The organism is Thermostichus sp. OS-CIW-29 (genome assembly GCF_054058195.1).
The window spans coordinates 28867-55344 of sequence record NZ_JBSSAB010000015.1 but is presented as its reverse complement, the minus strand read 5'-3'; the positions used below and the strand labels follow the sequence as shown (position 1 = coordinate 55344).

Annotated in this window: 17 protein-coding genes; 9 read left to right on the top strand and 8 right to left on the bottom strand. The window is 59.9% G+C overall.

Translation table 11 applies throughout. The features are described 5' to 3' along the window. The first annotated feature begins 64 nt into the window (after nucleotides 1-64). The gene (gene argB, locus ACVWZJ_RS07255) at nucleotides 65-1003 is read left to right on the top strand and encodes an acetylglutamate kinase (RefSeq protein WP_011433289.1); all 939 of its coding nucleotides are present in this window, start codon (nucleotides 65-67) and stop codon (nucleotides 1001-1003) included. Here argB and ACVWZJ_RS07250 read toward each other — a convergent pair. Further along, nucleotides 1000-1809, bottom strand: a complete 810-nt coding sequence (locus ACVWZJ_RS07250) for a hypothetical protein (protein WP_011433290.1) — start codon at nucleotides 1807-1809, stop codon at nucleotides 1000-1002. The genes argB and ACVWZJ_RS07250 overlap by 4 nt on opposite strands. A 262-nt stretch (nucleotides 1810-2071) precedes the next feature. Here ACVWZJ_RS07250 and ACVWZJ_RS07245 point away from each other — a divergent pair, with 262 nt between their 5' ends. Both ACVWZJ_RS07245 and ACVWZJ_RS07240 read left to right on the top strand, forming a co-directional pair. Beyond that, the gene (locus tag ACVWZJ_RS07245; RefSeq protein ID WP_457395545.1) at nucleotides 2072-3244 is read left to right on the top strand and encodes an RNA-guided endonuclease InsQ/TnpB family protein; all 1173 of its coding nucleotides are present in this window, start codon (nucleotides 2072-2074) and stop codon (nucleotides 3242-3244) included. A 68-nt stretch (nucleotides 3245-3312) separates the two neighbouring features. Continuing rightward, nucleotides 3313-5181, top strand: coding sequence for an ABC transporter ATP-binding protein (locus ACVWZJ_RS07240; RefSeq protein WP_011433292.1), 1869 nt, complete (start codon nucleotides 3313-3315; stop codon nucleotides 5179-5181). 21 nt (nucleotides 5182-5202) lie between these two features. Here the strand turns inward: ACVWZJ_RS07240 and ACVWZJ_RS07235 are convergent, their stop codons facing one another. After that, entirely contained in the window at nucleotides 5203-5409 is a 207-nt protein-coding gene (locus ACVWZJ_RS07235; protein WP_041436551.1) for a hypothetical protein, read from the bottom strand. Nucleotides 5410-5587: 178 nt separating this feature from the next. Between ACVWZJ_RS07235 and ACVWZJ_RS07230 the strand changes: the two genes are divergently transcribed. From ACVWZJ_RS07230 to ACVWZJ_RS07220, 3 genes are all read left to right on the top strand, one after another. Continuing rightward, nucleotides 5588-5959: a hypothetical protein gene (locus ACVWZJ_RS07230; protein WP_041436554.1), complete on the top strand. Its 372-nt coding sequence runs from the start codon at nucleotides 5588-5590 to the stop codon at nucleotides 5957-5959. Between the two features lie 198 nt (nucleotides 5960-6157). After that, entirely contained in the window at nucleotides 6158-7669 is a 1512-nt protein-coding gene (gene ycf46 / locus ACVWZJ_RS07225) for a stress-responsive protein Ycf46 (RefSeq protein ID WP_011433294.1), read from the top strand. Nucleotides 7670-7793: 124 nt separating this feature from the next. Continuing rightward, the gene (locus ACVWZJ_RS07220) at nucleotides 7794-8144 is read left to right on the top strand and encodes a DUF1257 domain-containing protein (protein ID WP_011433295.1); all 351 of its coding nucleotides are present in this window, start codon (nucleotides 7794-7796) and stop codon (nucleotides 8142-8144) included. A 123-nt stretch (nucleotides 8145-8267) separates the two neighbouring features. Here the strand turns inward: ACVWZJ_RS07220 and ACVWZJ_RS07215 are convergent, their stop codons facing one another. Then, the gene (locus ACVWZJ_RS07215; RefSeq protein ID WP_011433296.1) at nucleotides 8268-9506 is read right to left on the bottom strand and encodes a phosphoglycerate kinase; all 1239 of its coding nucleotides are present in this window, start codon (nucleotides 9504-9506) and stop codon (nucleotides 8268-8270) included. A gap of 207 nt (nucleotides 9507-9713) precedes the next feature. Here ACVWZJ_RS07215 and pds point away from each other — a divergent pair, with 207 nt between their 5' ends. The 3 genes from pds (at nucleotide 9714) to ACVWZJ_RS07200 (ending at nucleotide 13065) form a co-directional block, all read left to right on the top strand. Beyond that, nucleotides 9714-11132 (top strand): 15-cis-phytoene desaturase, encoded by a 1419-nt coding sequence (pds, locus tag ACVWZJ_RS07210; RefSeq protein WP_011433297.1) that lies wholly within the window; start codon nucleotides 9714-9716, stop codon nucleotides 11130-11132. A gap of 156 nt (nucleotides 11133-11288) precedes the next feature. Beyond that, a complete protein-coding gene (locus tag ACVWZJ_RS07205; protein WP_011433298.1) occupies nucleotides 11289-12167 on the top strand; it encodes a phytoene synthase in 879 nt (292 codons plus the stop codon). An 82-nt stretch (nucleotides 12168-12249) separates the two neighbouring features. Further along, the gene (locus ACVWZJ_RS07200; protein ID WP_011433299.1) at nucleotides 12250-13065 is read left to right on the top strand and encodes an ABC transporter permease; all 816 of its coding nucleotides are present in this window, start codon (nucleotides 12250-12252) and stop codon (nucleotides 13063-13065) included. Here the strand turns inward: ACVWZJ_RS07200 and ACVWZJ_RS07195 are convergent. From ACVWZJ_RS07195 to ACVWZJ_RS07175, 5 genes are all read right to left on the bottom strand, one after another. Continuing rightward, nucleotides 13062-18119, bottom strand: a complete 5058-nt coding sequence (locus tag ACVWZJ_RS07195; RefSeq protein WP_457395540.1) for a DEAD/DEAH box helicase — start codon at nucleotides 18117-18119, stop codon at nucleotides 13062-13064. The two genes, ACVWZJ_RS07200 and ACVWZJ_RS07195, sit on opposite strands and share 4 nt — an antisense overlap. Before the next feature lie 268 nt (nucleotides 18120-18387). Next, nucleotides 18388-18783 (bottom strand): type II toxin-antitoxin system VapC family toxin, encoded by a 396-nt coding sequence (gene vapC / locus ACVWZJ_RS07190; RefSeq protein ID WP_011433301.1) that lies wholly within the window; start codon nucleotides 18781-18783, stop codon nucleotides 18388-18390. 2 nt (nucleotides 18784-18785) lie between these two features. Continuing rightward, complete coding sequence (locus tag ACVWZJ_RS07185; RefSeq protein WP_414418939.1) at nucleotides 18786-18989, bottom strand: type II toxin-antitoxin system VapB family antitoxin; 204 nt, start codon at nucleotides 18987-18989, stop codon at nucleotides 18786-18788. 43 nt (nucleotides 18990-19032) lie between these two features. Beyond that, nucleotides 19033-23556 carry a DUF559 domain-containing protein gene (locus ACVWZJ_RS07180; RefSeq protein ID WP_457395537.1) on the bottom strand — a complete coding sequence of 1508 codons (4524 nt, stop codon included), beginning with the start codon at nucleotides 23554-23556 and terminating at the stop codon, nucleotides 19033-19035. Beyond that, nucleotides 23553-26447: a helicase-related protein gene (locus tag ACVWZJ_RS07175; protein WP_457395534.1), complete on the bottom strand. Its 2895-nt coding sequence runs from the start codon at nucleotides 26445-26447 to the stop codon at nucleotides 23553-23555. The genes ACVWZJ_RS07180 and ACVWZJ_RS07175 overlap by 4 nt, the downstream gene beginning before the upstream one ends. Nucleotides 26448-26478: the final 31 nt, after the last annotated feature.

Below are 26478 nucleotides of genomic sequence, written 5' to 3'. Positions count from 1 at the left end.
CTGCTTTGCAAGCAGAATGGGATACTCTAGGTCAGGTTTTCTGGACTTCTAGGGACTTACAGCAGTGCAAACCAACTCTTCCCTTTCTGAGGCGACCGGGTCGGCGTGTGATCCCCTTACGCGGGCGCAGATCCTCATCGAGGCTTTACCCTACATTCAGCAGTACCAGGGCCGCGTTATTGTCATCAAATACGGCGGCGCAGCCATGGTGCACCAAGAGCGACGGGCCGAGGTGCTCCGAGACATCGTCTTTCTGGCCTGTGTGGGGATCCGCCCGGTGTTGGTGCATGGGGGGGGGCCGGAGATCAACAGTTGGCTACAAAAACTGGACATTCCCTTCAAGTTTGTGGATGGCTTGCGGGTTACCGATGCCGCCACCATGGAAGTAGTGGAGATGGTGTTGGTGGGCAAGGTCAACAAGCAGATCGTGCAGCTCATCAGCTTGGCCGGCGGATCGGCGGTGGGGCTGTGCGGGCGAGATGGCAACTTGATCAAGGCGCGATCCCAGGGCCGGGCGGAGATTGGCTTTGTTGGGGAAGTGAGCAGTATCAACCCCCAGTTGCTGCAAACCCTATTGGAAGGTGGACAGATTCCGGTGATCTCCAGTGTGGCTGCCGATGAGACGGGCCAAGCCTACAACATCAACGCCGATACGGTGGCGGGAGAACTGGCGGCCTCTCTGGGGGCAGAAAAGCTGATTTTGCTCACCGACACCCCTGGCATTCTCAAAGATCCTCAGGATCGCAGCTCTCTGATTACGTTGCTGGATATCGAGACGGCTCGCCAGTTGATCCAAGCCGGTGTCGTCAAGGGCGGCATGATCCCGAAGGTGCAGTGTTGCATTCGCGCCTTGGCACAAGGGGTGCGGGCAGCCCACATTCTGGATGGGGGATCCCCTCATTCCCTATTGCTGGAGCTGCTGACCGATGCCGGGGTGGGCACCAAGCTTGTTCCTTCTCAGTTTTCCGCTCAGTTGGAAGGACTGAACAACGGATCCCGCTAAGCTTCCTTGATAAAGCGAAGAATCTCCCGCACATGGCCGAGAAACTGGCTATCCACACTGAGCTGAGCCACAGCTTGGTGGGTCTCCTGGCGCAATTGCCTGTGCTCCAGCTCGTTGCTGGCCCGCAACTGTTCCAGTTGGGCTTTGAGCGCGGCCAGCTCCTGCCGTAGGTAGCGCCGGGTTTCTTCCTCTTGTTGGGCCCAAGAGCCAGGTTTGCCGGGATCCCATTGCTCCTGCAACTGCTCGACTTGGCGCTGCAACTGCTCTAGTCGTTCCGCCAGCTCGAGGGCATCTTCGCGAGGGATGCGGATTTGCCCTTGCAACTGGGCCAAGCGGTCGGCCAAATACTCGTAGCCGCGGATGGCCGGGCGCAGAGCCGTCAACAACACCGCAGCCACGGCGCTGGGGTAGCCAATGGGGGTGACTTGCCCAACGGCCAAGCCATAGAAAGCTAGAGCCGACAGCCCATGCAGGGCAATGGCCACGCGCAACGACCAGCAGCTGAGCTTTTGTAGGAAAGCCAAGGTTGAATCTTCCACCGGGATCCCTCGTTCCTGAGACACAACCGCCTCCTGCTGAACGGCCTTGGCCTGAAAGTAGAGGTTCCAGGGAAGGGTGACGATCACCACCAGCCACCAAAAGCTGGCGATCCCAATGGCCCAGTCGGCCAGCTCCCCAATGGGTAGCCCAAAAGCCCGCAGCAGGACAAACAGGATCCCACCGCCAATCAACAACAGCAGCCCCGCCACCCAAACTGGGAAAAAGATTTTCGAGTAAGACACGGAGTAAGAGGTTGAGTAAGACATTGCCGGTTTCTCCTCATCAAGCTGCCTACAGCCTGCCCGAACCGAGCGGCCAGAAGCTCCTGAAGCGGCCAGTTTTCCGTCCGTCCCAGAGCCATTAGGGGTGCAGCTATAGCCATTCCCAATGGCGAGGAAACCCTTGCGGATCCCAAACTCCCTCTCCCTCAGGGAGAGCGCTTAGAGTAGATCAGCTAGAAATCGCAGGAGCCCCGCACTGTACCCGTAGGGTCAGTGTCGGGAAGAATGCGGAAGTTATGATAGAACCATGACCCAAGTCCTGACTGTAGCTTGCAAACTCAAGGTGTCCCAGTCGCAAGCCGCCAAATTGGACGCGACAATGGATGCCTTTGTGCAGGCGTTGAACTGGGTCAACCAAAACACACCAGAAAAAGTAGTCAACGCAGTCAAACTCCAATCCCTTTGCTATTACCAGATTCGCGCTCGGTTTGGCTTGTCCAGTAATCTAGCCCAGCAGGTCTGCAGACGGGTGGCAGGCGCTCGCAAAGTGGCGAGACAGCGCAACCGTCCGGTTAAAGAGTTCAAGCGTAGGTTCGTTACCTACGACGCACGTATCTTTTCATTCCGCGAGAAAGACTGGACGGTGTCGCTGACCACGGTTGATGGAAGAGAACGCTTTGAGCTAGCCATTGGCAACTACCAGAGGGGAATGCTGGCTGGCTCTAACCCCAAATCGGCCACCCTAGTCCAGCGGAAGGACGGCTCCTACTCCATCCAGATTTGTGTCGAGGCAGAGCCCCCCAAGCAACAGAACACCGACAAGGTGATTGGTGTTGACCTGGGACGGCGAGACATTGCACATACCTCCGAAGGAGACAACTGGAATGGACAGCAGCTGAACAAAGTCCGAGATCACTACTGTCGGTTAAGAGCGTCTCTTCAGCGCAAGGCCAGTAAGGGCACCCGCAGTTGCAGGCGGCGATGCCGTCAACTGCTGCAACGGCTGTCTGGCAAAGAGAGACGCTTTCAAGCTTGGGTGAACCACAGTATCGCTAAGCGCATCGTTAAAGCAGCTCAATCTCTTTCTGCCTGCATTGCCATTGAGGACTTAAGCGGCATTCGAGAACGCACCAATCAACACCCCCGCAGTCGTGAGGAGCGGCGGCGTAGCAATAGCTGGGCGTTCTACCAGCTGCGGCGGTTTATCGAATACAAGGCTGTGAGGGCGGGTGTCAAAGTGGTAGCTGTCCCTGCGGCCTATACCTCGCAGATCTGCCACAAGTGCCTGCATATTCATCCCGACTCCGCTCAATCCTATCGCAAGGGTAAGCAGTTCAAATGCGGGCACTGCGGTTGGGAAGGGGATGCGGATTTGAATGGTGCGAAGGTGATTGCGCTTTTGGGGGCTGCTGTAAACCAGCCTAGAGGTTCGTGGTTGGCTTGCCAACTGCAGGGCTGCCGAAAGCCCGCCCTGTACTGAGAAGCAGTCAGGGTCGGGTAGTTTACTGCTCTCTATGAGTTGTCTTTGTTGTTCTCGGGTGTAAGCCTGTGAGCCTTGCCGCCTCTCCCCCCGATACCGATTTAAGTAGGGATCCCCGCCCGCGGCGAGAAAGCGATTGGCGGCTGCTGCGGCTGCTCTGGCCCTACGCCCGTCGGCACCTCAGGCTGGTGTTGGCGGCCTTGGCCTTTCTGCCCCCTTTGGCCTTAGCGGATGCGGTGCAGCCCTTGATTCTGCAGCGGGCTCTGGATGGCCCCATTGCCCGAGCGCTGGAACAGGGTGAGGCCGGGATCCTCTCCGACCTTTGGCCCTATGTGGGGCTGTTGATCCTAACGGTACTGGTTCGCTGGCTCTTCCAAGCCCTGGAAGGGTATGTCAGCCAAAAGCTGGGGCAGTTGATGACCCGCGACATCCGCGACGATCTCTTCGCCCACATTCTGGCCTTGCCGGCTCAGTTTTTCGACCGCACCCCGGTGGGCAAGCTGATCACCCGCATCACCAGCGACGTGGAAGCCTTGGGGGATGTCTTTTCCACCGGTGCCGTCGGCATTGTCAGCGACCTGTTTACTCTGGGGGTGATCGCGGTGGTCATGCTCAGCCAACGCTGGGATCTGGGCTTGCTGCTAATCCTCATCGTCCTGCCCATCAGCGCTGTTGTCCTCGAGTTGCAGCGCCGCTTTCGGGATGCCAACTTTCGCGTGCGCGAAGAACTCTCCAAGCTGAACTCCTGGATCCAGGAGAACATCTTGGGCATTACCGTGGTGCAACTGTTTCGGCGGGAGCGGCTCAATAGCGAGATTTTTCAAACCATGAACCGCCGCTACATCCGGGAAGTGGATCAAACCATCCTTTATGATTCTGCCCTTTCTGCCGTTTTGGAGTGGGTGTCTTGGCTGGCCGTGGCGGCTTTGCTCTGGGTGGGCGGGCAGCAGGTGATGTCAGCCGGTAGGGGCTCAGTTGGAGGGGGATGGACGGGATCCCTGCCCCTGCCCAGGGAACCCCTCACCTTTGGCAGCCTCTACGCCTTTATTCTCTTTTCGCAACGGTTTTTCAACCCGCTGCGGCAGTTGGCCGAAAAGTTCACCGCCCTGCAGGCGGGGTTCACCGCCGTCGAGCGCATCGATGCCATCCTCAGCCTGCCGGTCGCCATCCGGGATCCCGCTCAGCCCCGCCACTTGCCCCCCAATGCCAGAGGAGAGGTGCAGTTCGAGCACGTCTGGTTTGCCTACAACCCCGGGGAGTGGGTGCTCAAAGACCTCACCTTCACCATCCGCCCCGGAGAAAAAGTGGCCCTGGTGGGGCCCACGGGAGCCGGGAAAAGCTCCATCATTCGCTTGCTCTGCCGTCTCTACGACGTAACCCAGGGATCTATTCGCATTGACGGCGTTGATATTCGGGATCTCCCCCAGGCTGAGCTGCACCGCCACCTAGGGGTAATCCTGCAGGATGGATTTTTGTTTTCCGGGGATATCCAGCAAAACATCACCCTAGGAGAGAAGGCAGATCTAGCGGCAGTGGAGCAGGTCGCCCGCCAACTCAACCTGCATGACTTCCTCCGCAATTTGCCCCAAGGCTACGCCACCCCTGTGCGAGAGCGGGGCAGCAACCTCTCCAGCGGCCAGAAACAGCTTATCAGCTTTGTGCGGGCCATGTGGCGGGATCCCAAAATCTTGGTTTTGGACGAAGCCACCGCCAGCCTGGATGTGGGCACCGAAGCCCTCCTGCAATCCGCTCTAGACACCCTGCTGCGGGATCGCACCGCCCTGATCATCGCCCACCGCCTTTCCACCATCCGCGATGTGGATCGCATCTTGGTTCTGCAGCGGGGGGAACTCAAAGAGCAGGGATCCCATGCCGAGCTCATGGCCCTCAGCGGGCTCTATGCCAGCCTCTATCGGCTGCAAGATCTGGGCGGCTAGCAGGGTGCTTCTGCCCAACCGTCAGCGACTGGCGCCAAAGCGAGACCGAATTGCCTTTAGGGTGGTGAAGCTGGCATCCGCGAACGCGATGCGAGCCTTGCAGAGTAACAGATTGCCGTTATCCACGGCAGTGTCTCTCAAGCTGGCCAAACCATCGCTGGCCTGCACCAGGGCACGGCGGCCCCAGCTAGAGAAATTTTTGCTGAGGGTGTTGATCAAGCGTTCCATAGGGATTGGACATTCCGCTCCTTGTCTTCCACCTAGCCTACTCCCCCAGCCGCAGGTATCCACAGAGGGCCATCAAGAAAATTGTTTGTTACAGATTGTTAAAAACTTGCCGTCAAGCCGGCAGACTGGCTATGATAGGCCCCAAGTTTGGCAAGCAATTCAAAGAAAGCGGTTAGCCATGAATCATCGGCCAGAGGTAGTGGAAGGCACAGAGTCCAAGCAGAAGGTGACCCTGTATCTCTCACCTGAGCTGCACCGGAATCTGAAGATTCGGGCTGCCGTGGAGCGGGAGCCGATGTCGGCAGTGGCAGAGAAGGCCATTACCTTCTATCTGCTTCACCCAGAGGTCATTGAAGGGGTACAAGGTAGCGCCTATCGTGTCCATCAATGTCCCAAGTGTAGTCACCCATTTGTTATCCGCGATGGAGAGGTGGTTTCCCTGCACCAGACATCGGCTGCCGAAGCCATCCTTGAAGAGGTGGAGCCAGAATACTGGGGATCGGCTGCTGGCTCGGAAGAGCAACGGCAGGATGCTCTGGTACCCTGCTAGAACGCTCCCAAGCGGGCCCCCTTCAGGAACTTGAGCTGATAGGAGCAGACAGCAACACAGAAGGCTTCTAAAATCCTCTCAAAATCCATCCAACAAGGGCGTACTCCCAAGTGCAATCCAATACCTAGGCAACTCGAACCCCATTTTTCAACCGTTCTGGCGGCTCCTGAAATTTCCCCTCTGCAGTTGGTGTTTCCCATGCAAGAGCTAAGCATCCTCATTCAAGCTCAATACCCACTGCTGTACCTGCTGACTCCAGAGGAGGAACGGGCAGAAGCGGCTCTGGCAGCAATTGCCCGCACCCTTAAGCCTCAGCGTCGCCTATTCATTTGGACAGTTACCCACGGCATCGTCGAATACGGCAACCCCCGCAGCCTCACCCAGCACAACACCCAATCCCCCCAGCCCGCCATCCAGTGGGTAATGGAGCAAAAGGATCCCGCCATCTGCGTCTTCAAAGACCTACATGACTTCTTGGACAACACCGAGGTGAAGCGCTGGCTGCGGGATGCTATTGCCAGCCTGAAGGGATCCCACAAAACCATCCTGCTCATGTCGCCGGTGCAGGTGATCCCGGTCGAGCTGGAGAAAGACATTTGCGTAGTGGACTTCCCCCTGCCGGACATGGCCACATTGGAGCGCGCCCTCAACCGCCAGCTGGAGCAGATCCCGCGCTCCCTGCCTTTGGCTCCTGATACCCGCGAAAAGTTGCTCAAGGCGGCCCTGGGCCTAACGCAGGACGAGGCAGAAAAAGTCTACCGCAAGGCTGTGGTGATGCATGGTCGCCTCACCGAGGCAGAAGTAGACATCATCCTCTCTGAGAAGAAGCAACTGATCCGGCGCAACGGCATTCTCGAGTTTATCGAAGAGGACGAGACCATCGACGCCGTTGGCGGTCTGGAAGAGCTGAAGCGCTGGCTGCTGCAACGTTCTGAGGCCTTCACTGAGCGGGCCCGCGCCTATGGACTGCCCCAACCCAAGGGTATGCTGATCCTGGGCGTGCCTGGCTGCGGTAAGTCGCTGATCGCCAAGACCACTGCCCGTCTCTGGGGCCTGCCCCTGCTGCGTCTGGACATGGGCCGCGTTTATGATGGCTCCATGGTGGGCAAATCGGAAGCGAATCTGCGCAGTGCCCTGCGAACTGCTGAATCTCTCGCCCCTGCCATCCTTTTCATCGACGAGCTGGACAAAGCCTTTGCTGGATCAGCAGGCTCCAGCGATTCTGACGGGGGCACCTCTAGCCGCATCTTTGGCTCCTTCCTGACCTGGATGCAGGAGAAACGCTCGCCGGTTTTTGTCATGGCCACGGCCAACCGTGTGGATCGTCTGCCGGGTGAATTCTTGCGCAAGGGCCGTTTTGACGAAATCTTCTTCGTGGACTTGCCCAACATCAACGAGCGCATCGAGATCTTTCGGATCCACCTGAAGAAGCGGCGGCGCGACATCAGCCGCTTTGATCTGCGCCAGTTGGCCGCAGCCTGTGAAGGCTTCTCCGGCGCGGAGATCGAACAAGTTTTGATTGCTGCCATGTACGAAGCGTTTGCCCAGAACCGTGAGTTTACCCAGCTGGACATTCTGGCAGCAACGAAAGCAACTCAACCGCTATCTCGCACCATGACGGAGCAAGTGGTAGCGTTGAGGGAATGGGCCCAGCAGCGGGCTCGGCCTGCAGCGGCCTCTGTAGCCGAGTACCAGCGGCTGGAGTTCTAGGAGGAGGTGAGGATCCAAAGCTACCTTGACAGAAGCAGGGACGGCAGGGCCCAAACCTTCCCCAAAGAACAGTGCCCATTGTTTGTGTCGATGTTCCAACCCCTATACAAAGGAGAGAAACACCATGTCTCATTTTAGCACCCTGCGTACCAAAATCACTGACGGTCAAGTCCTGATCAACTCTCTGCGCGATCTCGGCTACACCGTTAAGCTGAACGCCGACGTGCGTGGCTACAACGGCCAGCGTGTTCGCGCTGACATCGTGGCTCAGTTGGAAGGCGACTACGATCTGGGCTGGTCGAAGAATCCCGACGGTTCCTACGACCTGATCGCCGATCTGTGGGGCGTGGCCAAGAAGCACAACCAAACCGAGTTGATCAACTCCATCAACCAGAAGTACGCCGTCAACAAGACCTTGGCCGAGGTGAAGCGTCCTGGCCTGAACAACGCCAACGTTAAAGTGGTGGTGCACTAAGCCGGATCCTGTCTCGCCATCGCTGCAGCGATCTACACCGACTAAAGTTAGGAGGGGCTGAATCCAGCCCCTACTTTTTGGCTTGGTTTTTGGATTGGAGGGGCTGCGACCCGAAGGAGGAACCTACGCTTCTGTGAGAGCGGCAATGCCGGGCAGCACCTTCCCTTCCAATAGCTCCAGGCTGGCTCCGCCACCGGTGGAGATATGGGTCATTTTGTCGGCCAGGCCCACTTTTTCCACGGCAGCCACCGAGTCTCCCCCGCCGATGATGGTGGTGGCTCCCGCTTGAGTGAGATCGGCCAGGGTGCGGGCAATGGCTTCTGTGCCCAGGGCAAAGCGGTCGAATTCGAACACGCCCATTGGCCCATTCCAGACCACGGTTTGGCACCCCTGCAGGGCGGACTGAAAAGCTTTTACCGATTCTGGGCCAATGTCCAAGCCCATCCAATCCTCGGGGATGGCGTGGATGGAAACGGTCTGGGCCTGGGCATCTTTGTCAAACCTATCGGCTACCACCACATCCACCGGCAGCAGCAGCTCCACCCCCCGCTCTTTGGCTTTTTCCATCAGGGAGCGGGCCAGATCCAGCTTGTCGGTTTCCACCAAAGACTTGCCGGTTTGGATCCCTTGGGCTTGGTAAAAGGTAAAGATCATGCCGCCGCCCAGCAGGAGTTTGTCCACTTTTTCCAGGAGCCGCTCAATGACGCCGATCTTAGTGGAGACTTTGGAGCCGCCGATGATGGCCGCCAAGGGGCGCCGCGGATCCTCAATGGCGCCGGAGAGGAATTGCAGCTCCCTTTCCACCAGGTAGCCAGCCACAGCAGGCTGGAGGTAGGCGGTGACGCCGGCAGTAGAGGCGTGGGCGCGGTGGGCACTGCCAAAGGCGTCGTTGACGAACAGGTCGGCCAGTGAGGCCAACTTGCGGGCAAATTCCGGGTCGTTGTCTTCCTCTTCTGGGTAGAAGCGGACGTTTTCCAGCAGGGCCACCTGGCCGTTTTCCAGGCGGTTCACTACCGCCTCGGCCTCAGGGCCGATGCAATCGGGGGCAAAGGCGACCGGCTGGCCCAGCAACTGAGAAAGACGGGTGGCCACGGGGGCCAGGCTATTGCCCTCGCGGGCGACCTTAACCGCGCCTGTCTCTTTGTCCTTCTTGACGGGGCGGCCCAGGTGGCTGGTGAGGATCACTTTGGCGCCTGCCTGGGTGAGGGCCTGGACGGTGGGCAGAGCAGCCCGAATGCGGGTGTCATCGGTAATGTTGCCCTGGGCGTCCAAGGGGACATTGAAATCGGCTCGCACCAGCACACGCTTGCCGGCCAGATCAAAGCCGGATGACAGCAGGGATCCCAGTGTTTGTTTGGCCATCGTTGTTTTCCCCCGGACTGCAGAAAATCTTTATTTTTTCTTCCGTATGTATCCTACCAGCGATTGGGATCCCGGCAGTGAGACAGATGGGCTTCGGGATCCCCTTGTTCCGCTGCTTTTGCTGGGTCGGCCTTCCGTCTGCCCCTTGGCCCCGGCAATTGTAACGGTTTGCAAATAGAATAAAAATGTTGCTTTGTCGTTACCCTCATGCGTGTTGCCATTGCTGGTGGCGGGCTGGCCGGGCTGGCCTGTGCCAAGTATCTCTGCGATGCCGGGCATCAACCGCTCCTCTTTGAGCGGCGGGATGTTTTGGGTGGCCTGGTGGCTGCCTGGAAAGATGCCGACGGCGACTGGATCGAGACGGGGCTGCACAACTTTTTTGGCGCCTACCCCAACACGTTGCAGCTGTTCCGGGAGCTGGGCATCTCCGATCGCCTGCAGTGGAAGGAACACAGCTTGATTTTCAACCAGCCGGACAAGCCGGGCACCTATTCCCGCTTTGACCTGCCGGATATTCCCGCTCCTTTCAACGCCATTGTCGGCATCTTGCGCAACAACGACATGCTCACCTGGGGGGAAAAGGTGAAGTTTGCCCTGGGGCTGGTGCCGGCCATGATTCGCGGCCAGCGCTATGTGGAGCAGATGGATCGCTATAGCCTCTTGGAATGGCTGCGGCGGCAGGGTATTGACGAGCGGGTCAACACCGATATTTTCATTGCCGTCTCCAAGGCCCTGGCCTTCATCAACCCGGAGGAGATCTCGGCCATGGTGCCCCTGACGGCCTTGAACCGCTTTTTGCAGCAAAAAGATGGCTCTAGGATTGCCTACCTAGACGGCGCTCCCCCAGAGCGGCTCTGCCAGCCGATGGTGGACTACATTGTCGCCCGTGGGGGGGAAGTGCATTTGAAGGCGGCGTTGCAGGACATTCGTCTCAACCTCGATAACAGCGTGGCCGGGTTTTGCTTAGCCACCCCCTCTGGGCCGGTGGAGGTGACTGCCGATGCCTATGTCTCGGCCCTTTCGGTGGACGCGCTCAAGGAGCTGCTGCCGGCGCAGTGGTGGGGGATCCCCTTTTTCCAAAAGCTGCGTGAACTGGAGGGGGTGCCAGTAATTAGCCTGCAGATCTGGTTTGACCGCAAGATTACTCACATCGATCACTCCTTGTTTTCCCGCTCGCCGCTATTGAGCGTGTATGCCGACATGAGCAACACCTGCCGGGCCTATGCCGATCCGGAGCGGTCCATGTTGGAGCTGGTGCTGGCTCCGGCTGCCGAGTGGATTGATCGCGGCGATGAGGAGATCTTTGCCGCCACGCTGGAGGAACTGAAAAAACTCTTTCCCCAGCACCTTACCGGCCCCAACCCCGCCCGCGTGCGCAAGTGGGTGGTGGTGAAAACGCCGCGCTCGGTCTACAAGGCTACCCCTGGCAGACAGCAGTATCGCCCCACTCAAGTTACCCCTATTCCCAACTTCTTCTTGGCGGGCAGCTACACCCTACAGCCCTTCCTGGGCAGCATGGAGGGGGCCATCCTCTCCGGCAAGTGGGCGGCGGAGGCCATCAACAAGGGGATCCCATTTCAACGCGCTTCTGTCTCGGCCTCAACTCTGGCAGCTGCGGGGGTCTAGCTCTCCGCCGTCCGCCTCCTATGCCTTTTGAATCTTTCTTTTCCCCACAACCTCTTCTAGGCTATCCGCGGCGTCCGCTTTCCCGTAGTGTTGATATGTGCCCTCGCCGTTCCTCTTCCTTCTCTATCCTGGCCCTGTGCTCCTGGAGATAGCCAGATGAGTCCGCTTGAGCAATCTTTTGCCCTCTGTCGCCAGATTACGGCCAAGCACGCTAAGACTTTCTACCTGGGATCCCTGCTCTTGCCCCAGTCCAAACGGCGGGCCATCTGGGCCATCTACGCTTGGCTGCGGCAAACCGATGAGTTGCTGGATGGACTGGAAGCCAGCCAGGCAGAGGTGGAGGTCACCCGCAGCAAGCTGGAGCAGTGGGGATCCCATCTGGAGTCGCTCTTCCAGGGAGGCGAGCCGCAAGTCCCCACGGACCTCGCTTTGATCCACACCATCCGCACCTACCGCCTTTCCATCGAGCCGTTTCGCGAGATGCTGCGGGGGCAGAGCATGGACTTGGATACGCGGCGCTACGCCACCTGGGAGGATCTGCGGGTCTACTGCTACCGCGTGGCTGGGGTGGTGGGGCTGATGTGCTCGGAGATCATGGGATTTGTGCCGGGCCGGGATGGCCGCGAGGAGGCGGTGGCGCTGGGGATCGCCATGCAACTAACCAACATCTTGCGGGATGTGGGAGAGGACGCCCGCCGCGGGCGGATCTACATCCCCCTGGAAGATCTGCGCCGCTTCAACTACTCCGAGCGGGACCTGTTTAACTATGTTATTGACGAGCGCTGGATGGCTTTGATGGACTATGAGATCCGGCGGGCTAGAGAGCTCTATGCCCAAGCGGAACGGGGGATCCCTACCCTGCAGCCGGACTCCCGCTGGCCGGTAGCCGCTTCCTTGATGCTCTACCGGCAGATTCTCAACGCCATCGAGCGCAACCACTACCAGGTTTTTCGCACCCGCGCTTACGTGTCCACTCTCAGCAAGGCATTGGCGCTGCCGGTGGCTTGGTGGCGTTCCAACTACTACGGCTATTAGCCAACGGTGCCCAACCGGAGTGGTGGCAGAAAATCGGACACAAGACGGCAAGCCCAAAACCCGTGAACGGCGAGGAAAACGTATGGTGAACCGTGCCCTGACCCTACCCTATCAGCGAATCTGGGAAGACAGTTTAACCATCTTCTGGCGCGACTGGCTGGATCTGCGGGGGCGAGTTTGGCAGGTGGTGGCCTCGGGGCTGGTGGCTCCCCTCATCTACATTGTTGCCTTTGGGGTGGGCCTAGGGGGATCCCTGCGGGCCGAAGCTTTGGCCGAGGTGGCCGGATCCACGGCGGCAGGTTCTTATTTGCGCTTTATTTTGCCGGGGATGGTGGCTCTTTCAGCCATGACCATCAGCTTTGCCGGCACCACCTTCTCCATTTGTGGATCGCGGCTATTTACCAAGAGCTTTGAAGAGCTGCTGCTGTTGCCGGTGCACCCCTTGTCTTTGCATCTGGGCAAGGTGCTGGCGGGCATTGCCCGCGGCCTGCTGACGGCCTTGGGGGTGTTGGCGGTGGGGGTGCTGGGTACGGGGGCCTGGGGCCTGCTTCACCCCTTGTCGCTGTTGGTTCTACTTTTGGATTGCGCCGTCTTTGCCGGCATTGGGGTAATTGCTGGCTTGAAGGTGCCCAGCCTGGAGAGTGTGGGCGTGCTAACCAACTTTTTGATTACGCCCATGTCTTTTCTGGGGGCCACCTTTTTCGATCCCGCCCAGTTGCCGACCTACCTGCAGGTGCTGGTCTATTGCCTGCCCCTTTCCTACGCCAGCATTGGCATGCGGGCAGCCGCCTACCAGCCGCTTGCGGAGTTTCCCTGGTACACGGTGGGAGTTTTGGGCGGCTTGGCGGTAATCCTGGCTTTTGTGGGAGCTTATCTGTTTTCCCACCAGCAGGACTAGCTGCCCTTGCCAAATACTTCTGGGTAGCGAGCCAGCTGCTCTTGCAAATCTTGGTTGTAGCGCAGAACAAGCACGCGGTAGCCCCGTCCCTGCAGCTGCGAGCGCAGTTGGCGATCCCGTTCCGCTTGGGCAGGCTGGTCGTGGACTGGGCCATCGCAGAAGATGCAGATGTTGGGGCTGTAGAAGAAGTCAACGACGCAGTCGGGATCGGCAATGGCTTTCTGGGCATCCTCAGGCAGCCGATACCCTCCTGCTGCCAGCGTTTCGAGAAAGCGGCGCTCCAGTTCAGAGCGAGGGTCCAGGAGCTGGCGCAGCCACTCCAGGTGCTCTTGGCGGGAGCGACCCAGGGAGCGCAGCTCGGTGCGGCTGTTGACCAGCAGGCCCAAAAGATCCCGGATCTGATAGCGGTCAAGCTGCAGCGCTTCCCGTTGGTTGGCATAGCTGAGCAGGCATTCGTAGCAGGCTGCTCGGCATTCGGGCCGCAGGTCTTGGATCCCGGCCTCTGAAAGCTGGAAGTGACAGATCTCCAGCGCCACTTGGGCCACTTCCGCTAGAGCCTGGGGCTCTTCCACCAGGCGCCGCAGGACGCCAGCGCCCCCTTCTGCTGTTTCGTAGAAGAGCATGGCCTGATGGGATCCCTGGCCGATGCACTCGGCGGCCAGCTCTGTCTCTTCTAGCTCAAAGGTCTCTTCGATCCCTCGCTTGAGGGCATAGCGCAGGGTGGTCTCCAGGGCCTGCGGATTCTCCACCCCTGGCTGAACTAGGCGCACCAGCAACAGGTTTTGGGTACTGCGCACCGCCAGGCGAATGGACTGCAGGGGGACTGGGTTGGACGAGCCTGCCCTGTTCCGCTCAAGCTGATCTCGCGAGGGAACTTCCCCATTTTCAAAGTTGACCAAAAAGCCGCGCCCTCCACTTCCCCGCCAGCCGTGGTTGATGCGTAGCAGGGTGGCCGCCGGGGCATAGCGCAACTGCAGCAGGGGAGTTTGTCCGCTCAGCACATCAGCTTCTTGGACGCGGTAGCCAGAGCTTTCGGGAGCAAACTGGAAGAAGGTCTGCAGCTCGTAGCCTTGCCGCCGCCGCTCCTCTTCGTCAGCTGTGATGCGATTCCGCCGCCGCATGCGCACATTGGGCATTTCCAGAAGCTGGGTAAAGAGGCTGTTTTGCCCATCGAACTGGGTGCCGCAGACGGGGCAGCAATCCAGGTGGGGATCGGCAAAGGCCCCACAGCTAAAACAGAGCTTGTGGCTACTTTTGCGCTCCTCCAGGCCGCCGGGCGGAGCCTGAAACGCCACTGCTTCCCACTGGCAGCCCTCATGGTAGAGGAAGTTGTGGGGAGCAAACTCGCGGATAGCCAAAAAGCGAGGCCGGGCGATGAACTCGCCCTCGCTGCCGCGGGGCACCCAGGCCCGCACCGGCAAGGCAGGGAAGTTGTAGCCGGGCAAGAAGCCTTCGCTAGCCAAATAGCGGTAGGGATAGAAGTCGCTTTCCTCCCGCTGGGTTCCAATCTGCAGCAGCAAGTTGCGCTGGCGCAGGGCTTCTTGCTGGCGGCGCTCGGCTTCCTGTTGGTCTTTCTTTTGGCGAGTCGTCTGGAGCTGGCGGTTAGCGGCTTCCAACTGCTGCGTGGCAGCCCGATAGAGCTCTCGCCAGCGATCGAAAGCTCGGTCAAAAGCCTGGGGTGCCTCTTCAATGACCTGCTGAAGCCAGCGCTCGCTAAACCAGCCGCTTTTATCTAGGAGTTGGCGATCGGCGGCCAGCAGCTTCTGCACCTGCTCCTTCACTTGTTGGCGGGCAGACTCCTCAAGTTGGATTTGCTGGGCCACTGTCTCCCTGAGGGGCAGCTCTTCCCGATCCGCGTCGATGACGGTTTCAATGGAATTGCCTAGGGGCAGGCGCACCTGAGCCAACCAAACGGCGTGGATGTGAGCGCGCAGCAGCGATTCGTTGGCTAGATCCAGGCGGGGAGGGCGCACGCGACCGGCCACCATCTCGGGGCGGCGGCGGAAGTAGTACTGGTCGTGGCTATTGAAAGCCCCGCAATAGGTGATGATGAGTCCCGGCTGCCCCTGGCGGCCTGCCCGACCGCTGCGCTGGGCGTAGTTGGCGGGTGTGGGGGGCACGTTGCGCAGATGCACCAGATCCAAATCGGCAATATCGACCCCCAACTCCAGGGTTGGCGAGCACACCAAATAGGGAAGGCGTCGAGCTTGATCCTCCCCGCGAAAGCGCCTTTCTCGCTGCTCCCGCTCTCCTGGCCGAACCACTTGGGCAGTGTGCTCCCTAGCCTCCAGGGATCCCAGCCCTGCTGCCCCGGCCTGGTAGAGGCGCTGGAAAAAGAGATTAACGGGGCGGCGGGCAGAGGAGTAGCCGCTCTGCTCGGCCCGGCGGGAATACAGAGGATCTGGCGGCGGCGAGCCATTGCCCAGGCACCAGCGCAGACAGCCAGCGTTGAGCTGGTAGGCTTCCTGGCCATTCTCCGAGTGGCGCCGCAGCAGGTCGTAGCTAACTAGGAGAGAAAGCAGGGATCCCAAAAGCTCATCGTAGGTTTCCCGGGTTAGCCCAAGGCGCTTGGCAAGAAAGCGTCCGAGGGCGCTGCGGGGGCCCAGGCTGAAAGTTGTTATGTCCTTTCCGTCGCAGCTTTGGCGGACAAAGCAGGTGGCCGTCCGCAGCTCGTCGTACTCTTCTAGGCCCCAAAACTCGTTGAGGTGTTGCTCGGCCCGTCGGCGCAGCGTTCTCTGGGACTCGGCTTTGAGCAGGCGCACATCGATGGCCAATTTGCGCCGAAACTGATCCAAAACAGCCCGCAGCAGGCGTTCCCGCTCCTCAACCTCGGCCTGGACAAACCAGGGGTGGAGAGGGGCCAGGGCCGAGCCTTGGCAAAGCTCCCTGAGGCTGCGGTATTCGATTTTCAACAAGCCCACCTGTTCCAGGTTGGGGTGGGTAACCCGCCAGCCGCGCCGCAGATCTTCATAGAGCCGGTATTCGGTTAGCTCGCTAAAGGTCTGCCACACTTCCTCGGCACTGGGCGAGTCGGGATCCAAATCGGGGTTTTGGGTAATGTCGGCAAGGCTCAAGCCTGAGGCCTGCACCACTGCCGGGGCTACCTCTGAGAAGTCCAGCTCTTTTTTCTCCTGCAGGGCAGCATAGAGCGAGGCCCGCAGAAGGGCCACATGCACAAAATCGTTGAAGTGGCCGGCCTGCAGGGAGGCGTCCTGGCGGTTGTCGGTAAAGGTGAGCAGCTTGCCGCGGGCTGCACCCGTCTGAGCGGCATGGCGCAGCAGAGAAGTGGCCAGAATGGTGGTGGCGCTGGAGCGGCCTTCGCTGGAGAGGGAAGCCAGCTTGGCGAACTCCCGCTCCCGCCCACTGTAGTACTCGCCGCAAGCTAGGCAAAGAGAAAAGGGCTGGGGCTGCCACCACAGCTTCTGGGCCTCTGCCTGAGGCACCTCGGAAAAGGAGCCGTCCGGGCGTACCCAAACTGCTTGGGGGACGCGCTTTTTCCAGTGGGGTTTGAGCCGGTTTTCAGGGGTGTACCAATCTTCCGGGATCTGCTCCAGCGACCACTCGTTGTCAATGGGATCCAAGCTGAGGTAGCCGGCCTGCTGGTCTTCGCCTTCCTCAACCTCTTCCCCCAGAGGATAGGGCAGGAAGTGAGTCTTTGACCTGAGGACGTGGTAGTAGTCCTGGCCACAGTGGCGGCAGAACTTGACGGGGAAAAACAGCTTTCCTTCCCCTGCTTGCACTTGTCCTTCCAGGGAAAACTGCCGCTTGTCCCGACTTTCCAGGGTGGCATAGAGGGTGCGGCCCTGGGAGATAAACTGGTGCAACTTCAAGGCCGGGCCGCGGCTAGAGCCCTCCCGCAGGCTGCTGGCGTGGGCCAGAAACTGGCGTAGGGACTCGGTGCAGCTCTCAGGGGTAGTGCTGGTCAGCTCTGCCAGTTGGGCAGCTACCTTGGAAAGCTCCCGGGGCACGCGGCGCCTGAAGCTGCCATCGGGACTTTGCTCCAGGCCCAGCTCGTACTCCAACCAGCGCATCAAGGGGTGGCGGCGCAGGCTAGCTAGGTCGGTGGGCCAGGGGGGATCGAGGGCGGGTTTGAGCTCTTCAGGTGAAGGCGGGCCACTTTCGCTCAAAGGGGCCAGGGTCTCCTCGATAATCTGCTCCGGTGTGAAGGGATGGCCAAAGAAGCGGCTGGCGAAGTCGGCCACGGTCTGGCGGCGCTCCAGGGCACTGGCCTCTGGCCGAGCAATCATGGTGGCGCTGGTGCCGATGTGAACCAAGTCCTTGGCGGCGCAGCGTCCCTTGAGGCGGCGAACCAGCATCGCCACATCGGCCCCCTGCCGGCCTCGGTAGGTGTGCAGCTCGTCAAAGACCAGAAAGCGCAGCCCTCCCATCTCGGGATTCAAAAACCGCTGATCTTCAGGACGAACCAGGAGGAGTTCTGCCATCACATAGTTGGTGAGCAGAATTTGAGGTGGATCCCGCCGTAGCTGGTCTCGTTCGTTTTCCGAAGTTTCCCCGGTGTATCTGGCAAAGCGCAGCGGAAAAGGGCGATGGTAGTTGCGCTCGTACCGCTCGCACAGGGCTTGCAAAGACTGGTATTGAGAGTTCACCAAGGCATTCATGGGGTAGACCACAATGGCCACCACCTGATGACGGGATCCCCCCTGGCGAATCCAGTTGTCAATGATGGGCAAGAAGTAGCAAAGGCTTTTGCCAGAGCCGGTGCCGCTGGTAACGACAAAACTCTTGCCTGCTAGGGCCTTGGCAACAGCTTCCTCCTGGTGGCGGTAGAGGCGGAAGGGTCTGCCATCCTCAAAGCGGAAAATGCGGGCTGTTTCTTGGGCAATGCGCCCCGCCTCGGCCAACTCGTCAACGGTTGGACCAGATACATAACTAGGGCTGAGCTGGAGGAGGGGTTCTGGCCAGAGGTGGATCCCTTCCTCTAGAGCTTGATTCACAAAGGCTTGCGCCCGTTGGTCGCCAATGAGAAAAAAGGAGCGGACAAAATCGCGATAGTCGTCCAGAACAGTGGCGTGGAGATCAAAGATGGTGGACATCGAATCTGCCCTTAAGGCCCGCTTGGTTAGCTCAAGCCTAGCTTGAAGATGCCGCAAGTGGTGTTTGAAACCGCACCCACCAAGATCTACGGCCCGCTGAACGGCAAAAAGATATCTCCGAAGTGGGATCGGCAATGCGCCAGCTTCCCCCACACCTCCAGTACCCGCCGACGGCTGCAGCGTTCTCCGAATGCAGGAACCAGAATCCCTTGCCTTTAGGCAGGGGGTATGTCAAGAGAAAACTGGTCTGCAGAAGGCCACCTCTGCCTCATGGACGAATAACCCGCAATCCTAGATGCGCCTCGTAGCCATCGAAGTCACTGTCGTGGTGGAGGAGCGGAACATTGTTCTCAATGCACCAAGTGGCAATCAAACTGTCTATTGTTTTGCGCACCGTCACGCCTTTGCGACGCAACAAGCGAAAGTTCTGCGCACTTTTCACCGCCAGGGAGGGGTTAACCATTTGCACCTGATGCAATTTCACCAGAGCACAGCGAGCCTGCTCGAAATCGGCATCTTTGCGAAAGCCCTGCAAGACTTCTGCCAAAATCAAGTCGCCCACCAGGATAAGAGTTTGATCCAGGGCCCAATCCAGATAGTCGGTGTGAAGCGATGAAATGCCGTTGAAGTAATCAATCCAGATGGTGCTGTCCACCAGGATCATCCTCAGTCCTGCAGGCACGACAGGCGTTGCTGATGCAAATTGCCCTCCCATTTCAACTTGCCGCGTAAGTTGCGGATCTCAGCTTGCTCGTGTAGGCGAATCAGGACACGCAGCGCTTCGTGAATCACCTCGCGCTTGGTCTTGAGGCCGGTTACCTGGCGGGCACGCTCGATCAGGTCGTCATCCAGGACGATGTTGGTGCGCATGAGGAGCCACTTGTGTGTATAGAAATGCAGATCTATGTGTATTCTAAGCTTTTATTGAGTGCTGCGCCAGCTTCTCCCACGCCTCCAGTACCAGCCGCCGGGTGCGGTATTCGCCGTATTGACGTATCTCCTTCTCCTTCAGCACGCGAAAGGTTTCGCCGGGGAAGGTGCTAGCGGCAGCGCGGGTAGCGTAGCCAGCCGGGTCGAGCGGGTCTGCCACCTCTTCCCGCGGGTCGAGTATGTCTTCCAGTTCGCATTCGGTGAGGTCTGCCGGGTCGAGGATGTAGCGCAGTTGCTTGCGGGTGAGGCCGTAGAGCCGGGCGTAGTACGCATCCAGTTCAGCGCGGAGGATGGCGCGGCGTTCCTCGTTCCAGGTGAACGACGGGAAGGGGAAGCCCTCACCCAGTGCTGCGGGCGAGGGGGTCGGGGGGTGAGGTCTAATCACAGCCCGCAATCCTTCGTCTGCCTCTCGCCATACGTCGTCGGCGAAGGGTTTCATGTCCCAGGAGGTGTAGACCAGCTTCAGCACGCGCGGGACGATGAAGCGCAAATCTTCGGCGGTGTAGACGGAGGGCGGCAGGACGGGGAGTTGGCGGAGGATGAAGAATCCAAGCGAAGTACCGCCAATTTTCTGGCGAGTGACAAAATCCAAGACCAGACTGCTGAAATTTGCCAACCATGCTGTAACAAGCACAGCAGATTGGGATTCAGAGAAGATAAGGGGTGCTTTATGTCCCGCCCCCACCCTGGGCAGCAGGCTGAAGATGGCGGTGCGCTCGTCAGTAGACCTTGCCACATCGCGAAACCCCAGCAGCCAGCCGCGCTGCCACTCGCCCAGGCGGGCTTTGACTTCTTCCGCAGATACCCAGTACCAGGGCTGGACGACGAAGTGCGGGTCGGCGTGCTGGTGCTCATCAGGCGTGGGCAGTTGGGTGCTGGAGCGGTCGCGCACGCCCTCATAGGTGCCGTAGCGGTGGTCATAGTGCCAGATCATCTTGGCTTCGTAGAGGGGGAGGTAGCCCTCACCCCCGGCCCCTCTCCCCAGGCTTTGGGAGAGGGGAGAAGGATGCTCGTAGGAATGGGCAGTGACATAGGCAGCAATTTCTTGGAGGACTTGTTCTGTGCGGTCGAATATCTGCTCATTGGTAAAGCGCAGAATGGCAAAGCCATGTTCGCGCAGGATTTCCTCCCGCAAACGGTCGCGTTCCTGCTGAGTGGGTTCACGGTGCACGGCGCCATCTATCTCAATGATCAGGCGGGCATCGTCACAGAAGAAGTCGGCGATGAATTGTCCAATCGGATGTTGACGCCGGAATTTTCGGCCTAGCAGCCGACGGTCACGCAACAATTCCCAGAGCAGGCTTTCGGCGGTCGTCGCCTCGCGACGCAACTGCCGCGCCCTGGCAATCAGTTCCCGGCTGGCCTTGGGTAATTCGTACCCTCCTTCTCCCGCAGCGCGAGAAGAGAGGTCGGGGGCTGCGATCCTTCCCCCCTCTCCCGCCGTGTGGGAGAAGGGGCTAGGGGGTGAGGGCACAAACACATTCCCCACCAGCCGGTAACCTTGCTTTTCCAGCTCTGCACGGGTGCGGAAGAGGTGCGAGTCGTTGGACATGTGGAACATCGCCATGAAGCGCACGTCCCAAGGGTTTTCACCCGTGCGTTCGTTCACCAGTACCGGCACGCGCTGATAGATGGCGCGGGTCAGGTCGGCATCCTGGCGAGTGCGGAAGACGGGCAGGGTGCGGGTGTTGGGGTTGATGACGGCTAAGTCGTGTGGTGCCAGAGGCAAAAGTTTCAACGGATTCCGTATATCTTCAGGACGGTGGCAGAAAAATGCGAAATGAATCTGTCGTTTTGGATCGCCTGTCCCGCAGATCGTGAGCAAGCAAAACTTCATTAGTGAAATAACCGACGGAAATAACTTTTCACGATTGTCAAAGTCGAACAGGCTGAGCAGTTGCCCTTTTTCCACCAGATCGGCGAAGAAGAACTGATTGGTGGCGTCGGTGGCAATGCCGGTAGGAATGATGATGCCGGCCCGTCCGCGGGGGCTGAGCAGGTTACGCACGCGCTCGGCAAAGACGGAATAGGTGTTGATGTCGCCGCGGCCGGTGAGGGGATATTGACCACTGCCCCGTAAAAAGCGGCTGGTGCTTTCGGCGCCGTGCAGGGCACGCTGGTAGTCGTGCCAGAGGGCGGGGTTGGTCTTGGGTAGGTCGGCGATCAGCCGTTTACGGGCGGCGGCATTCGGAGCCCGAGCAATGGCGGTATTGCGGCTGGCAAAGAACTCTTCTTCCTGCAACTTGATGCGTTCCCAGGGTGGATTGCCGAGGATGACATCGAAGCCGCCACTTTCAAACACCTCTGGAAACTCCAGCGGCCAGTGGAAAAACCGATTCTCGACAGCGACGGCCTGAGCAGTGGCAAGGGCCTGGGAGGGGGTTCTCTCCTGCAGTCGATCAGCCACGGCTTGGGTGGTAATGGCCCTAGAGAAGTCAGGGATCAAGGGCTGGAAAAAAGCGGCTGTCCACAGGTTGCAGGCTTCCACTAGCTTTTGGTGTTGCGGGTCTTGGCAGTAGCGGCTGTAGAGCTGCTGCTTGCGGCTAACCTCTGCCGGGGAGTTGTCTGGAATGGCTTCTAGCTTCTGTCGCTCCTGGCTAAGCTCAGCCACCACCTGGTCAGTGTCAAAAGTAAGGGAAAGCTGCCCTGTTTGCAAACTCTGGCACTCGGTGCGATTGCGCTGCTTTAGCGAGCGGGCAGCCTCCTTGGAGTCAGCGCTAACCGGGGTAAAGGCTTCATCGGGGATGCCCTTTTCCAAAATCGCCAAATCCAAGACACCCACCAGCGAATCGCCGCACTTGATGTGGTGATCCAGGAAGGTGAGGGGCTTGCCGGCGCAGTGGGCCTCCAGCCACAGGGCCACGCGGCAGAGTTCCACCGCCAGCGGGTTTTTGTCCACGCCGTAGATGCAGTGCGCCACCACATCGCGGATGGCCTCGCGGACACGCTCGGGGGCGGGTTCCTCTTCGCCGGTGCGGATCTTTGCCAGTTCCTTGCCCAACCTGCGGGCGGCAGCAAGCAGGAAGTGACCGGATCCGCAGGCGGGATCACACACACGGATGGACAAAATCGCTTGCTCTTTTTCCTCAGGTGGGCGAGCGGCTTTCAGCCGTTCTTCGATCACTGGCTCCAGCGCCGAGCGGATGAGTTCGGCCACTAGCTCCGGCGGGGTGTAGTAGGAGCCTGTGCTCTTGCGCTCTGAGCCGTAGCTCAACTCAAAGCGAGGCGCCCCTTGCCCAGTTACAATCTGAGGCTGGTAGTCGAGCAAGCTTTCGTAGACGGATCCCAGTTCTTCTACATCCAGCGCCGCGTAGTTGACCCGCCGAAGGGGAGAGGTGGGGTTTTCTCGGTAGTAGGCTAGGTGCGAAAAGGCTTGCAGCAGATCCCGGTTGCTCAGGCTGCACTCATCCAGCTCCAGAGGGGCAAACAGCTCTCCGTTGAGAGGAGCAGCCCCCAGCAGCTCCGCCAGCTCCTCTTGGGAAAGCACCCTCCAGAGCACCCGCAAGCTGCACCAGAGATCCTCGTGTTCGTCTTGGGCACTTTGCCGATCCAAAAACCGCCGCAGCCGCGTCACGCTGTAGTGCTCGCGATAGAGCGCCGCGCTGCTCATCAACCCCCGCTCTTCGGAAACCAAGAGGAACAGGAACCGGTAGACCAAGCGCAGCAGTTGGCGGTAGAGCTCCCTGGGATCCGACAAGAGCCGCGCTCTCAGCCTCTGGTTCTTGGGATGGGCCAGGAACCCATTTGCCAGCAACCTGATGCACTCCTCAACCCCCTCCCGCAGCCGTTCCCGTACCCGGCCACCCTGCTCCAGGGCCTGTTGGTAGTACTTTTCCAGCAGACAATCCCCTGCTAGCTCTGCCGTTTGGGGCAAGCGGCTGCGGTGCAGCAGCCGAAAGAGGATGGCAAAGTCGTTAAACCGCTGCTCCTCTAGGATCTGCTTCAGGTCAAACTCCACATAGGCCTGCCGACGCACATAGGTGGAGTCCCGCAGGAGGCGCAGGGTCAATCCGTTGGTAACAATGCCCCAGAGGTGCTCGCTGCGGTTGAGATACTCCTGCAGCAGCGAGTGGGGTGCCAGGCGAGGCCGGCCAGAAGCCGGCACGCGGCCCAGCTCCTGGCGCGCGCCGACGATGTGCACCGGTGGCGCGTCTTCCGCCTCGCCCATGCGATGCGAGATGGGGAAGTTCATTCCGTCCACCTCGCAGGCGCGCGGTTGATAGCGCACCTCGATCCCCAGCAAACTGAAGAAGGGGATCGCCCAGGCATCGCGGGTGATGCTGGTGGCGAGATCGCTTTCGGGCAGGCGCTGCAGGCGGCTCTGGAAGGCCTCCCAGTACTTTCGACAATCGGCAAAGACCGCGGCAATCTCTTCGACTGGGCCGCGCTTGCTGTTAAAGCCGAAGTCTTCTGGCTTCTGTCCTGGCAGATCCCCTGCCAGCAGCTTTTCGAGAATATCGGGCCCCAACAGGCCTCCTTCGATGCGTACCCCAGAAAACTCGCTCATCGGCAAACCACCGGTTGGAGAACAAGGAGTCCTAAAAGATCGGGGGGAAGCTGCGGCTTCACCTTCAGCCCCCGCCCCTGTAGGGACACGGCTTGGCGGATGCGCCTATGGGCAGCCTCCAGCTCAGCAGCACGCTGCAAAATCCGCTCCCGCGCCGCCTGCTGCAGCCGGTGATCCCTTCCCCAGTTTTCCTCTGTCTCCTGCCACGGGCCGAGACAGGCCAGGAGATGCTGAACCAGCTCCCGCTTTTCCGCTAGCGGTAGGTTCTCATCCGGCTTGGCCGTGGCCAGCAGTTGGAGAGCTGCGCCCGTCTCCAGCCAGCGGGCCTCGCCGCTCTCCAGGCCAACACCGCCTAGCACCAGCACCTCTTCCGCCAAGAGAGGCTGCCCCTGGGGTTGCTCCACCAGGTAGCGCACCCGCAGCAGCAGTAGAGTTGTAAGATCAACTACCGCTCGGGTGCGTAGAGCGCCGCAGCGGGAGACGACAGCATCCCCTTTCTCTGGGTTGTCGAGGGCTTCCTCCAGCAAAAACTGGGCCAGGGCAACCACGACGCGGTGGTTGCGGCCAATGTATTCGGCACCTTCGGGCGTGGGCGAGTCGAAGCTGATTAGCCAACGCCCGCCTTTGGGAGAGGGCAGGGCCAGGCGAATGGCTTCCGGCAAGGTGGCAGTGGCTTCGGAGCCGACGCTAACCTGGTAGACCCCCGACCGCTTCCCTGGGGTTATGGCTAGGTTGAGGCGCTGGGCGGCAGCCAGGAAGAATTCGCGCACAGCTTCGGGATCCCCTAGCACGGCATCGGTGGCCTCCAGCTCCCGCTGCACTGCCTCAGGCTTGAGGGCCCGCTGGGCAAAACGGGTGCGGTTGCGCCGCTCCTGTTCGACAGAGCGATCCCAGCGCCGGTGAAACTCATCCACTTCCGGCACGCCAAGATCGAGGGTTAGCTGGCGCTCGGCGGACCAGTGTCCCTTGCGCAGGAAGAGGGCTTCGAGCACAGCCTGGGTAACGCTTTCGCTAGCCTCCGGCACAGGCACGTGGGTGCCCAGGGTGCGGTGGATCTCCCGCGCTTTGTTGAGCAACACCTCCAGTACCACGCCATCTACGGGGTTGTCGCGGCCAAAAAAGCGGATGACCTTGACCCGGCTGGCCTTTTGGCCGTAGCGATCCACCCGGCCCTCCCGCTGCTCCAGCCGATTGGGGTTCCAGGGCAGGTCGTAGTGGATGACGGCTGTAAACTTTTCCTGCAGGTTGATCCCTTCCGAGAGGCAGTCGGTGGCCACCAGCACCCGTGGTCGGTCAACTTCCAGGTTCGCGATCTTGGCCTCCCGCTCCTCGTCTCCCATCCTGCCCGTTACACAGGCTACTTGGGCTGGGGATCCCAGCTGTTGCCGAAGGTAACTGTCCAGATACTCCGCAGTGGCAACGTAGCGGCACCAGAGGATGGGATGAAAACCTTCCTGAAGCAACTTTTTCACCAGCTCGATGGCCCGCGCCAGTTTGGTGTCGTGCTCTGGGCCCTGGAGCTGTTTGGCCAGACGGGCCAGGGCCTGCAACCGGCGGCGGTCGCTATCCGGCAGGGTTGGGTCTGCGGCTTCAAGAGCTGGCGTTGGCAGCTCATCGTCGGTACGCTCTTCTGCCGACTCGAACACCCAGCGGCTCAGTTCTGCCTCAACCTCTTCTTCTGCCTCCAGGGTTGCTCCGCTGCGATTGTGCAATGCCGCTACTGCTGCCGCCGGGCTGGACATTACGCAGCGCAAAAGGGCCAGCGCTCCCCAGTAGCGCACTCGCTGCTGGCGCTTCTCTAGTTGCTGCCCTGTGCACACCAATTCCGAGCAAAACCCATAGGTGTCCTCGAACAGCTTGCGCTGCCCCTCAGAAAGGGTGTAAGTTTCATCTTCAGCTTCCCGGGTTGGAAAACAGGTGAGCTCCTGCCAAGTTTCCCGAATATCTCGCCGCGTGCGCTGGACAAAATGACGGGCTAGCTGGACGCGTTGGTCTTCGTTGAGATCCTGGAGATCCCATGTCTCGAACTCGGGCCGCAGCAGCCCCAGCAGCGAGCGGAAGGCCTCTTCGACACCGCTGTGGGGAGTTGCCGTCAGCAGGATCAGGTGGCGGTTGGGGTTTTGGGCCACCGCTTTGAGCAGACTGTGGCGCTCCTGCTGGTTTTTGCCATGGGCCGCCGCTGCCCCATGGACTTCGTCGGCAATGACCAGCTCAGGACAAAATTGCAGAAATGGGTGGCGGTTGCGCTCGGTCTTGACGAAGTCAATGCTGGCCACCTGGACAGGAAAGTGCTCGTAGAGGCTGCGCCCAACAGGGGTTTTTCGCTCCAATTGCCCCACCGTTCCCGAGCGGATGACCACTGGCTCCAGGTTAAACTTCTCGGCCAGCTCGCTGGCCCACTGCTCGCACAAATAGGGAGGGCACAGGACACAAAGGCGTCGGATCTCGCCGCGATCCCAAAGCTCCCTGGCTATCAGCAGCGCCTCGATGGTCTTGCCCACCCCTACGTCGTCGGCAATCAATAGCCGCACCGGATCGAGGCGCAGCGCCATGAGCAAGGGCACAAACTGGTATACCCGTGGCCGAATCGAGAGGCGCCCCAGAGAGCGAAAGGGAGTTGCGCCCTCCCGTAAAATCAGCCGGGCCGCCTGCCAGAGGAGAAGGGTACTGGTGGCATCGGCAGGATGATCCCCAGAGGGCCAAGGAAAGGCGGTAGGCTCCACTCGCTCGAAGGGCAAGGTGCCGCCCACAAGGTTCATCAGGTGTCGGTGAATGCAAACCGCATCTTCTGGGGTGCCGGTGAGGGGCCGCAGCACCACAATTTCTTCTGAATCAGCGGGGAGCACCACCCACTCGCGGTTGCGGCAGCGGACAATTGAGCCAGGCTGCATGGGATCCCTGGGAGCGACCTACCTTTTCCAT

Coding starts and splice junctions, on each gene's coding strand:
- ACVWZJ_RS07250 (WP_011433290.1), bottom strand. CDS start 1,809: ATGTCTTACTCAACCTCTTACTCCGTGTCTTACTCGAAAATCTTTTTC.
- ACVWZJ_RS07245 (WP_457395545.1), top strand. CDS start 2,072: ATGACCCAAGTCCTGACTGTAGCTTGCAAACTCAAGGTGTCCCAGTCG.
- ACVWZJ_RS07235 (WP_041436551.1), bottom strand. CDS start 5,409: ATGGAACGCTTGATCAACACCCTCAGCAAAAATTTCTCTAGCTGGGGC.
- ACVWZJ_RS07230 (WP_041436554.1), top strand. CDS start 5,588: ATGAATCATCGGCCAGAGGTAGTGGAAGGCACAGAGTCCAAGCAGAAG.
- ycf46 (WP_011433294.1), top strand. CDS start 6,158: ATGCAAGAGCTAAGCATCCTCATTCAAGCTCAATACCCACTGCTGTAC.
- ACVWZJ_RS07220 (WP_011433295.1), top strand. CDS start 7,794: ATGTCTCATTTTAGCACCCTGCGTACCAAAATCACTGACGGTCAAGTC.
- ACVWZJ_RS07215 (WP_011433296.1), bottom strand. CDS start 9,506: ATGGCCAAACAAACACTGGGATCCCTGCTGTCATCCGGCTTTGATCTG.
- pds (WP_011433297.1), top strand. CDS start 9,714: ATGCGTGTTGCCATTGCTGGTGGCGGGCTGGCCGGGCTGGCCTGTGCC.
- ACVWZJ_RS07205 (WP_011433298.1), top strand. CDS start 11,289: ATGAGTCCGCTTGAGCAATCTTTTGCCCTCTGTCGCCAGATTACGGCC.
- ACVWZJ_RS07200 (WP_011433299.1), top strand. CDS start 12,250: ATGGTGAACCGTGCCCTGACCCTACCCTATCAGCGAATCTGGGAAGAC.
- ACVWZJ_RS07195 (WP_457395540.1), bottom strand. CDS start 18,119: ATGTCCACCATCTTTGATCTCCACGCCACTGTTCTGGACGACTATCGC.
- vapC (WP_011433301.1), bottom strand. CDS start 18,783: ATGATCCTGGTGGACAGCACCATCTGGATTGATTACTTCAACGGCATT.
- ACVWZJ_RS07185 (WP_414418939.1), bottom strand. CDS start 18,989: ATGCGCACCAACATCGTCCTGGATGACGACCTGATCGAGCGTGCCCGC.
- ACVWZJ_RS07180 (WP_457395537.1), bottom strand. CDS start 23,556: ATGAGCGAGTTTTCTGGGGTACGCATCGAAGGAGGCCTGTTGGGGCCC.
- ACVWZJ_RS07175 (WP_457395534.1), bottom strand. CDS start 26,447: ATGCAGCCTGGCTCAATTGTCCGCTGCCGCAACCGCGAGTGGGTGGTG.